4 protein-coding genes are annotated in these 6,337 nt (G+C 67.4%); 2 read left to right on the top strand and 2 right to left on the bottom strand.

Annotation, left to right across the window (positions count from 1 at the left end; all coding sequences use genetic code 11):
* The first annotated feature begins 281 nt into the window (after window positions 1-281).
* Window positions 282-2,390, top strand: coding sequence for a serine hydrolase (locus K2R93_06035; GenBank protein ID MBY0489381.1), 2,109 nt, complete (start codon window positions 282-284; stop codon window positions 2,388-2,390).
* A 154-nt stretch (window positions 2,391-2,544) separates the two neighbouring features.
* Here the strand turns inward: K2R93_06035 and K2R93_06030 are convergent, their stop codons facing one another.
* Window positions 2,545-4,830, bottom strand: a complete 2,286-nt coding sequence (locus K2R93_06030; GenBank protein MBY0489380.1) for a glycoside hydrolase family 5 protein — start codon at window positions 4,828-4,830, stop codon at window positions 2,545-2,547.
* Window positions 4,831-4,882: 52 nt separating this feature from the next.
* Here K2R93_06030 and K2R93_06025 point away from each other — a divergent pair, with 52 nt between their 5' ends.
* Window positions 4,883-5,521, top strand: a complete 639-nt coding sequence (locus tag K2R93_06025; protein MBY0489379.1) for an MOSC domain-containing protein — start codon at window positions 4,883-4,885, stop codon at window positions 5,519-5,521.
* A gap of 364 nt (window positions 5,522-5,885) precedes the next feature.
* On the opposite strand, the gene K2R93_06020 is transcribed toward K2R93_06025, so the two are convergent.
* Window positions 5,886-6,176, bottom strand: a complete 291-nt coding sequence (locus K2R93_06020) for a hypothetical protein (protein ID MBY0489378.1) — start codon at window positions 6,174-6,176, stop codon at window positions 5,886-5,888.
* Window positions 6,177-6,337 lie beyond the last annotated feature (161 nt).

The raw sequence follows: 6,337 nt of genomic DNA, 5'->3' as shown, positions 1-6,337 counted from the left end.
GCCATCGACGATACCTTTGAGCCCGATCTCGAATGGCTCACCCCCTGACCGACTCGCTCCCGGCTCCGCGAGTGTTACCCATCATCCCGGTCCAAGCGTTACCGATCATCCCGGCTGAACAAGCGGTGAGCTCACCTCTCATGTCTCATGTCTCGATGCTCACAGCTCGGCTCTCAGCTCTCAAGAGCAATCCAAGCGCGGCGCAGCCGCGCCCACCGCAAACTGGACGGCCGCCCCACCCCAGCGCACACTTCGGCACCTCTCCCCCTCCGCCCAATCCAATGCGCCCCTACGTCCCGCTCCTCCTCCCGCTGTTCCTCGCCGCTGCCCCGCTCCACGCGCAAGCCGCCCCGCAGGATCTCTGCACCGGCCACTGGGATGGCCGCATCACGCTCCCCGCCGCCGCGCTCGACTTCGATGTCGACTTCGTGCGCAGTGCGAACGGCGACTGCACCGGCGATCTGTCCATTCCCGCGCAGCAGGCGCGCGATGTGAAGCTGTCGAACGTGCGCGTGCGCGGTGACTCGGTACACTTCGAGATGGGCGGCGTCCCCGGCACGCCCACGTTTGATGGGGCCGCCGCGGCCGACCGGCGCACGATCAGCGGCGCGTTCACGCAGGCGACCCTCAAAGTCAGCTTCAGCATGACGCGCGGGGCATCGCCTGCCGAACGGGCGCGCAAGGCGCTCGAGGGCTTTGATGCGTGGGTGGATTCGGCGCGCACCGCGTGGAAGGTGGCCGGCCTGTCGGTCGGCATCGTGGTGAACGGCGAAGTCGTGTACCTCAAAGGCCACGGCTACCGCGACGTCGAGAAGAAGCTCCCGGTCACGCCCAACACCCTCTTCGCCATCGGATCATCCAGCAAGGCGTTCACGACGTTTGCGATGGCATCGCTCGTGGAGCAGGGCAAGCTCGCGTGGGATGTCCCGCTGCGGACGTATCTGCCGTGGTTCAAGCTCACCGACGAAGCCGTGGCCCAGCGCCTGACGCCGCGCGATCTCGTCACCCACCGGAGCGGCATGCCGCGGCATGACGCGCTCTGGTACAACAACAACTGGGCGACGCGCGAAGAGCTGGTGCGGCGCCTGGCGTATCTGCCACTCAACGCCGATCTGCGCGAGAAATTCCAGTACAACAACCTGATGTTCCTCACCGCCGGCTACCTCGTCGGGAGCCTCACGGGCAAGACGTGGGAAGAGGGCGTCAGCCAGCTCGTCCTCACGCCGCTCGGCATGTCGCGCACGAACTTCAGCGTGGCGCAGAGCAAGGCCGACGCCGATCACGCGGAGCCGTACGAAGTGCGCAAGGATACCATCGCGCACATCCCCTTCCGCGATATCACGCTGGTGGGGCCCGCCGGCTCGATCAACTCGAGCGCGGCGGACATGACGCGCTGGGTCACGATGCATCTCGCCGGCGGAAAGCTGGAGGGCAAGCAGATCGTGCGCGCGGACCTCGTGAAGGACATGTACCGCCCCTACACCCCCATCGGCGGCATCACCGCCAACCCCGAGCTCGGCCCGCAGAGCTATGGCCTCGGCTGGTTCGTGGACACCTATCGCGGGCACTATCGCGCCGAACATGGCGGCAACATCGACGGCTTCACCGCCAGCGTGACGCTGCTCCCCAACGACAACATCGGCATCGTGGTGCTCGCCAATCAGAACGGTGCGGCGCTGCCGCAGCTACTGTCGCGCCACGCGATGGATCGGCTCTTCGGTGGCGATCGCAAGGACTGGAGCGGCCTCGCGCTCGCCGCCTCCAAGGCCAGCGCCGCCGCCAATCTCGCCGGCGCCGCCACCGCCGACAGCCTGCGCACCGTGGGCACCACGCCACAGCACAAGCTGGCCGACTACGTGGGGGCCTACGCCGACAGCGGCTACGGCGCGCTGCGGGTGACGATGGAGCGCGACACGCTCGTGCTCACCTACAACAACATCACCGCCAAGCTGCAGCACTGGCACTACGAGACGTTCCGCGCTCTGCGCAACCCCGCCGATCCGGCGCTCGAAGGGATGACGGTCACCTTCCGCACCGACGCCCGCGGCCGCGTCGATGGCGCCGTACTCCCCATCGAGCCCGCCGTGAAGCCGGTCGCCTTTGGCCGCCAACCCGACGCGCGCCTCCGCGACGCCGCGTTTCTGCAGACACTCGTGGGCCGCTACAAGAGCGCCCTGGGCGAGATCGCGATCACCCTCGCCGGCAGCACGCTGACCGCCACGCAGTCCACCGGTGCCAGCACCGTCCTCGACCCGGGGCTCGGCCTCGAGTTCCAGTCACGCGCGAACACCTCGGTGTCGATGCAGTTCGTGGTTGATGCGGCGGGGAAGGTGACGGCGCTCCGGTCGATTCAGCCGGGGGTGGTGATGACGTGGGCGAGGGTGCCGTGAGCGGATGATTTGAGGATGCAATGGAGAGGCGAGAGGCGAGTGGGAGTTGGGGTAGTGAGGGAGAGTGGTGACCTCACCACTGACGCACACCACGCAAACTCCCACTCGCCTCTCGCCTCTCCAGTGCCATCCCCAGCGGCGCAGCCGCCCACCTCTACTTCACGACGACGCGCGTGATCTCCACCACCACCCGTCCCTCCGCCTTCGCCACCCCAAACTGCACCCCCTCCAGCTGCGCCAACTCCAGCGGCCCCATCGCATCACTCAGCAGGTCATACGGCTGAAACGTCGGATACGGTCGCGGCAGCAGGACCAACGGCACGCGTGACAACTCCGACAGCGGGACGCGCACGGTCGTCACCTTGCTGTCGAACGTCACCCGGGTGCCGAACGCCGAGCCATCACGCAGCACCAGCGCGATCTGCACCGGCACCGGGGTCGCCGAGCGACCGGTGATGAGCAGCGTGTCGCCGGTTTGCGTGAGGCCGGCCGGCATCACGGCGCGGAATGCGACATGCCACGCCGTGCCGCCAAAGTCATCGATCGCCATGCGCCACGCCGCGGGGACGCTGTTGTACGCCGGCACCAGTTCGGAGCGATAGCGCACGCCCTCCATGTACCCCGGGGTGATCACCCGCGCATAATCGCGACCGGCATCGAAGACGGCCTTGGCTGAGGCGGGGACGCGATACGACCACGCCTCGCGCGCGGAGTCGTTCTGCGTAAGCCGGCGATACGCGGCGGTGGCCGTGGCCACCAGCGAGTCGGCCGTGGGCGCCGGCGCGTAGTAGTCGCCCAACGCGCCGCCACGCAGCGCGCGGGATGGGGTGTACGCCGAGGGCTTGGCCGTCGCGGTGGTCAGGAGATACACGCCCGGCTTCACCGTGAACGTGGTGCCCATCCCTGCCGGCTGCCAGCGATTGCCGCTGTTGAGGGGACGCAGGCGCACACCGCCCGCAAGCTCCGGCAGCCGCAGCGTCATGGGCTGTGCGCGATGCACGATGCGCGTCACCGCGCGTGTGAGCGTGCCGTACGTGAAGGGATCGATCACCGGCTCGGCGTCGGGCATCACCTCGAGGCGCCACACACCGGGGGCCAGCTTGTCCAGGAAGTACGCGCCGCTGCCGCCGTACCGCACCACGGGCGACGAACCCACGCCCGCAACGTGTTTGAGCGTACGCATCGAGGATGGCGTCGTGGTGGTGGTGCCGGCGTATGCGAACAAGGTATCGGTCAGGAGTTCGCTCACCCCCGCTCCCGCGGCGTCGAGACGCACCTCACCACCCGGCCACCCGAAGCGCGCGGTCGTGGGGTAGGTCCCCGCGTCATACCCGCGAGGCACCCGGCGAAACGCTTCACCGGCAATCAGCAGGCTAATGGCCTTGGCCGGCGTGTACGCCAGGTTCAGGAAGTGCGTCTGATATTCCGTGTTGCTGTAGGCCACCGCCATCGGGTCATACGCAAACTGTGTGGCCCATTGAAAACCCGCCGTGCGAAAGGCGCGCGCCATGGCCGGATACATCACCGGGCGCAGGACGTCGGCGGCGTCGAACTCGTAGATCATCCGCGCCTTGTCGCGACAGAGCGGTTCCCCCGCAAACGGGACCGCATAGCGATCCACATTTGGCAGCGGGTTCTGCGGCAGCTCGGCGCCGCGCACGAGCCCGGTAGGATACCACTGTCCGCTCACGCCCTGAATATTCGCGCCGCACACCGCCGTGGCCTGCTCGGGGCGGAAGTGCTCGGTGATGTTGTAGAAGATCGGCTGTTGCGCCCCACCGCGGCGCGCGGCGTCCACGAGGCTGTTGATGTACGCCGTGATCGCCGCGGCTGTCATGCCGTCATGATGCGGTTCGTTGAACAGTTCGAACGCCACGATGTTCGGATCGGCGCCGTACGCCTTGCGGGTATACGGATTCACATGGGCCACGAACTGCTCCAGGTAGCGTCGCTGCGGCGGCAACGCGCGCGGGTTCCGCCCCATCTCGCTTTTGGGGAAGCGCGCCGAGAAGCCGGGCTCGGCGGGATCCGGCTCCGGATAGCCGCTCCCCCACCAGGCGATGGGGGTGAGAATGGCCTTGATGCCGCGCTGCTCGAGCTTCCAGAGCAGATAGTCGAACAGATCGAGATGCTCGTTGATGAGCAGTGTGCCGAGCGTATCGCTGACTTCGCGATCCCACACATGAATGCGAAAGGCATCCACACCGAGTCGCGCGAGGTGGGCGACATCGGCGTCGATGGCGGCCTTGCGATTGAGCCCCAGGCGGCCGATGGCCCGATAGTCGTAGGCGAAGGGGGCGGCGTAGTTCACCCCGAAGAGCGCGACTTCCTGTTTGGAGGTCGTCCACCGGAAGACACCAGCCGAGTCGACGTAGGTGGGCGACTGGGCAGCGAGGGGGATCGCCAGGCAGACGGCGGAGAGGGCGGCCAGAAAGCGCATAGCGTCATTCTATCCGCGCGCCGGGCGATTGGCGCGGGTTATACTCCGTGCCATGCCCACCCTGCGTTCGGTGAACATCGGCCTGCTGCAGCCCCTCGAACCCGGTGCCGCCAAGCGGACCGGGATTCACAAGCACCCCGTGGGCGGGGCCGTGCTGTGCGATACGCTGGGGCTCGTGGGCGACGCGATCGGGAACGCCAAGCATCATGGGGGCCCCGATCAGGCGGTCTATCTCTACAGCGCCGAAGACTACACGTGGTGGAGCCGCGAGCTCGGGCGCGACCTGCCGCCCGGGATCTTCGGCGAGAATCTCACGATCGACGCCTGGTGGGAGGCCCCGCGGGTGGGGGATCGTATCACCTTTGGCGAGGTCACCCTCGAACTCTCCGCCCCGCGCATTCCCTGTGCGACACTCGCCGGACGCATGGGCGATCCGCACTTCGTGAAGCGCTTCGCCACCGCCAATCGCGGCGGCGCGTATGCGCGGGTGCTCTCGACCGGGGCGCTCGAAGCCGGCGTCGTGGGCACCGTCACGCGCGGCGAGGCGGCGTGGCCGGCCATCAATGAACTGTTCGCGGCGTGGTATCGCACGCCGCGGCGGCGGCGAGAACTGCTGGAATACACAAAGGCCCCTCTCGCTGTCCGGGCAAGAGAGGCCTTCGTGAGCTGGGCGGCGTCAGCGGACGAGTAATCCGGCGCGCCACTCGGTGCGTCCCGGCGTCAACGTGAACAGTTGCGCCGTGACACCCCGGGCAAGGCGCAGTGCTACGCGCCCGCCCCACTTCCATTCGTCCTCCTCACGAAGGTGGATGTGTTCCCACGAGGGCCCGACCTCGAGGCGACGATCCAGGAGAGAGAGACACGTGGTTGCCATCCCAGAACTGTCCGCGCTCGGTGCCATCCCTGCGGTCGATCGCCTGGACCATCAAACCTTCACTGACGATGCGTCCATGTTCGATCTGCCATCGCACGGAGCCCGACACGGCGCCGTGTTCCACACCCGAGTACCAGCCGACACCGGGCGCAACGAATCCCAGTGAGCCAAGGCCCAGGTGTCACGACAGGCCGGCCTGAACCACATGCGTCTGTGATTCGTCGCTCGGCATGCCGAAGTAGTGCGCCTCCACGGCGACCCGCGCGCCCAACGGCGCAATGCCGGACGCGGTGCGGAAGGCGGGGGAAGCGAGTGCTTCCCAACTCAGACGCGGACGCGCGAGCACCTCGTGCGGCGCACCGGCCGCCTCGTTCGCACGCTCCGACGCATTCACTTTATCCTGCGCGCGCAGGGCTGGGGGCGCACTCACCAACAGCCACGCGATGATGGGAACCACCGACCGGGGAGTCATGGGTGAGACGATGCGCGCTGGCGGTGTGACGCCCTAGCAGGCATTGCCTCACATCATGTGGGGAGAGCGAGGAGAGTGAAGGATATGCGCATGTCTTTGCGCGATTCGAACCTCTGACATCAGCAATCAGAAGTCGGCAACCCCCGAGAGCTCAGGCGGAA

This window comes from Gemmatimonadaceae bacterium, from assembly GCA_019752115.1.
In the GTDB taxonomy this organism is placed as follows: Bacteria; Gemmatimonadota; Gemmatimonadetes; order Gemmatimonadales; family Gemmatimonadaceae; genus Gemmatimonas.
This window is presented reverse-complemented; position numbering and strand designations above follow the sequence as displayed.

Bases quoted from the DNA above. Each gene is read 5' to 3' on its own strand.
- K2R93_06025 (MBY0489379.1), top strand. From the start codon at position 4,883: ATGCCCACCCTGCGTTCGGTGAACATCGGCCTGCTGCAGCCCCTCGAA.
- K2R93_06030 (MBY0489380.1), bottom strand. From the start codon at position 4,830: ATGCGCTTTCTGGCCGCCCTCTCCGCCGTCTGCCTGGCGATCCCCCTC.
- K2R93_06035 (MBY0489381.1), top strand. From the start codon at position 282: ATGCGCCCCTACGTCCCGCTCCTCCTCCCGCTGTTCCTCGCCGCTGCC.
- K2R93_06020 (MBY0489378.1), bottom strand. From the start codon at position 6,176: ATGACTCCCCGGTCGGTGGTTCCCATCATCGCGTGGCTGTTGGTGAGT.